General features: G+C 70.3%; 4 protein-coding genes. All 4 read left to right on the top strand.

The genetic code is table 11. The annotated features are described in order from the left end of the window. Nucleotides 1-253 precede the first annotated feature (253 nt). Nucleotides 254-1,621, top strand: a complete 1,368-nt coding sequence (locus ACFWZ5_RS45550) for a hypothetical protein (protein WP_384893108.1) — start codon at nucleotides 254-256, stop codon at nucleotides 1,619-1,621. Nucleotides 1,622-1,922: 301 nt separating this feature from the next. Further along, nucleotides 1,923-2,108, top strand: a complete 186-nt coding sequence (locus tag ACFWZ5_RS45545) for a hypothetical protein (protein WP_384893105.1) — start codon at nucleotides 1,923-1,925, stop codon at nucleotides 2,106-2,108. A gap of 128 nt (nucleotides 2,109-2,236) precedes the next feature. After that, a complete protein-coding gene (locus ACFWZ5_RS45540; protein WP_384893102.1) occupies nucleotides 2,237-2,665 on the top strand; it encodes a hypothetical protein in 429 nt (142 codons plus the stop codon). A 535-nt stretch (nucleotides 2,666-3,200) separates the two neighbouring features. After that, entirely contained in the window at nucleotides 3,201-3,710 is a 510-nt protein-coding gene (locus ACFWZ5_RS45535; RefSeq protein WP_384893098.1) for a hypothetical protein, read from the top strand. Nucleotides 3,711-3,724 lie beyond the last annotated feature (14 nt).

Here is a 3,724-nt window from a genome sequence, read left to right as displayed (position 1 = left end):
CCCGCCCACTTGGTCGCTGAGCGGGGTAACACCGCCCCCCACCGGCCGTCCCCGTCCGGTCGGCCCCGGGGGCCCGCCCCGGGCGGCACTCCACCGCCCCCACGCGCCCGCGTGTGTGGACGGTCCAGAAAGCCCAGAAGCCGCATCTGCCCCGCCCCGCCCGCCCCGCCGGGGCGGGGGGGCGATCCAAAGGCGGGCCGTCCCGCCCAACTACCCGGCCAGGGCACGCCATGACCACAACGAGGAGCACCCCATGCCTACTGCCACCGAACGCGCCGAGTGGATGGCCCTTCAGATCCTCATCACCGCCAAAGAGAACGCATCTGTCATCACCTCAGATCTGCTGGACGCCGTCATGAACCGCAACGCCGACAACGAGGGCGGGCAAGCGACCAAACAGACCGTGCGCCGCCTCATCCGCAAGCACGCGACAGCGGCACGCATCCGCGTCATCCTCACCGACGAGGAACGGTACTGGGCCATCCGCGAGCAGCTCCACCACATGACCACCGACGAGGTACATGCGCTGCGCGACAGCATCGCTGACGGTGGCGACAGCGACCCCCGCGCCTGGGACAGGATCCTGACCGACGCCATCTCCGTGCGCCTGTCCAACCAGATGCCCGCACGCCGCCTGGACGGCGTCGAGCCCGTGTCCATCCGCCTCTGGAGCGAGCCACCCCTGCCCCCGGGCGCTGAGAAGCCCGCCCCGAACGCGCCCGACACGGATCTCACCACCCTGTACGCGCCAGGCGAGCAGGTACGCGTAACGCCGCGGAGCTGGGACACCTGGACCCGGACCTACGTGCCACAGCCGGAGTTCGTCGGCACCGTGGTCAACTACGCCCGAAACGGCAACTACACGATCCGAGAACCGGAACACGGCACCAGCAAGCACTACGACGCTCGGCATGAGCTCCACAAGCTGGACACCCCCGCAGCCCTCACCCCTCACACGCACGAGGCAGCGCGCACGTCTGCCATCGAGCAGCCCGCGGCGCACGCCATGCGGACGGTGAACGGCGGCACTCCCGAGCGCATCGAGTTGACACAGGCCTGCCACGAAGTGCGCCAAGCGATAGCGCAGGAAGGCCGCACGGGCGTCAGGGCTCTGTCCAATGCCGACGAGGAGGTCACCATCATCTACAGCGACGTCCGCGGCGTAGTAAAGCTGCGAGCGGCCCCCGTCGTGTCGGATGACAGCACGGAGCCGGACGCAGTGGGAGTCATGCCGCAGCACGCACAGGACCCGGTCGTCGCTGCTGCCCTGGCGATCCTGCGCACCACTGGTCTCACCGTGGCCGCAATCCCCAGCCGCACGATGCATTACCGGGAGCGGCACAGCCCGCAGGGGCCCCAGGGCGCCTTCATCTGGCCTGGAGCGGGCCGGACACTGGAAGTCTGCTGGTTCATCGACGGAGCGCAGGACGAGAAGGGCATACGGTCCCGCGAGGCGAAGAGCGTGCGGGTCGCGCGGAACACGGCTCTCGACACCATCGGGTCCGCGTTCCGCATGTCCGATTGGTCGGTGTGGAGGGTGGAGAGCAGCAGCACGGCTACACGGCGCGCCCTGCGAGTGGACGTGACGCCCCCGGTCGGGGAGCATCCGGCCGATTCCTGACACGCCCCGCTGTCATCTGGCCCGTCGAGGCACTGCACCTCGTCTGACTGGTGCGGCGTGTCCGGCCTTGCACCCTGGCTGGGTTTGGGTGGGGTGAAGTTGCTGGTCACTGCCCCGCGTGCCGTGTGCTGCTGCGTTTAGCGTCGCTGCACCATCAACTGCCGCCCATTCCAGGGGAGTTTCTGTGAGTATCACTCGGCGCCTTGATTTCCTCGCTGCGCAGGGCACTGGCCATGTCTACGCCCGTATCTGTCTGGCTGACGGGCACGCTCTCGCTGTGATGATCCGGTCCGGTGCGGATGTGGCTGACTCGGTGTACCTGGCCCCCGGCCTGACCGCGCCCGAGACCGAGGCGTGGGAGAACGACGACGATGTCGAGGCCTTCCTGACCGAGGGCAGTTTCGCCACCCGGTTCCTGGACGTGCCCGTCCGGGCCGTCCGTGAGCTGATCGAGGAGCACGGCGGGGAGCACACCGACCAGGACTGACCCGCTCCGCCTCATCGTCCCGCTTTGCCCCGCCCCTTCCGCCTACGGCCCGAACCCAGTGCACCCGCTCGGCGCTTGGGATACATCCGGGCCCCGTTCCCCCGATCCTCTCGATGGAGGAGTCTTTGATGACATCCACACCCGGCCACCGCATACCCGCCGTCCCGCCGGTGCCCGGCGGGCAGCGCGGGGGTCAGGGGGCTGACCCGACGTTCGGGGCCGTGAACTGTGCCCATGGTGAATGCATCATCGGCGAATACCGGGACGATCTTGAGGCTGCCCCGGAGCACAACGCACCCGAGGCGGACTTTGTCTGCTCCGGATGCGGTCACCCGCTGACCATCGGTGACCTGATCGTGGAGGCCGGGCAGACGTGGACCGTCCACGATCATGTGCTGGGCCTCATCGACACAGACACCCAGGCCGGGGCAGGCCCGTCCGAGGAGGTACCGCAGCACGGCCCGCGCGGGACCGGCCCCACCGTGCGGGATCTGCCCGCCGACAACGAGGACGGTGAGGCAGGGCCCTCGGTCGAGGAGCCCCCGGCCAGTTGCTGACACCCTCAAGGGACCCGCCAAGGGCCCCGCTGTGTGGCCGGGACTGTCCCGCCTCTTGTTTGCCCCGGCCCCACCAGGCCGGGGCTCTTCCGCGTGCTCCCGCCCTTGCCCTTCCGCGCCCGCTCAGCCGCCCCTCTCTGTGTCTGTCCGGCGGTGCCGGGGGGCGCGATGGCGTGGTGTGGCGTGTCCTGCCGTGTCTGTCAGGGCCGGGGTGTGCCCGCGCTTGCCGGTGCCGTGCCTGCCCCGGGGGGTGTCACCGTCCCGGGGTGCCGTCCCGGGGTGCCGGGGGTGGGCGGGGGTGGGTGTTTGTGCTGGTCAGGAGGCCACCGGTGGGGGGTGGACGGGCTCTAGCGTGTGGCCTGTTCACCCACCCATCCCGCCGGACCCCTCCTTTCTTGCGAAGGGGGTTCGCGTGTTCTCCTGTCTGGAGTTGTTGATGTCCCAGTCCCAACCCGCCACCCGTGCCGCCACTCAACCCGCCAGCCGTGCCACTACTCGTGCCGCCCGTGGCGCTGCCGAGCCCGCCGTGTCGGCCGTGTCTGCGCCGTCGGCCGCGTTCACGAGTGTGCGGGCGTTCACGGCCGCCGAAGCACACCTGCACCGCCAGGCCCGGGGTATCACCGCCACCGTCGCGGCCACCCTGAACGCCCAGTTCCCCACCGCCGCGTTCCTGGTCATCGCCCGCCACGAGGTGGAGTACCAGGACGTACTCGTCCTGCACAGCCTCCGGAACCTGGACGGCACCCTGGTGTACACGTTTCCCGCCGATGACGCCGAGCTGCGCGCGGCCAGGCTGCCCGTGCTCCGCGACCGCGTGCTGCGCCGCGCATGGGGCGAGCTCGACCCGCAGCAGCCCGCGCACCTTCGCAACCTGGTCCACCGGATCGACATCGCCGATGACTTCCTGCACCTGCACACCTTCGACCGCCCCTTGCTGCCCGACCTGCCCCGCCGGGCCGCCCACCCCAACGACCCGCACGCCGACCCTCTGATCTGCCTGCCCCTGACCGCAGCCGCCGCCCGGGCGGCCGCGTACGGGAGCTGACCGCCCCCTGTCCT

The sequence above is a fragment of the Streptomyces sp. NPDC059003 genome (assembly GCF_042740445.1).
Taxonomy (GTDB): domain Bacteria; phylum Actinomycetota; class Actinomycetes; order Streptomycetales; family Streptomycetaceae; genus Streptomyces.
The sequence above is the reverse complement of the archived record's forward strand: the minus strand, read 5'-3'. Positions and strand labels throughout refer to the sequence as shown.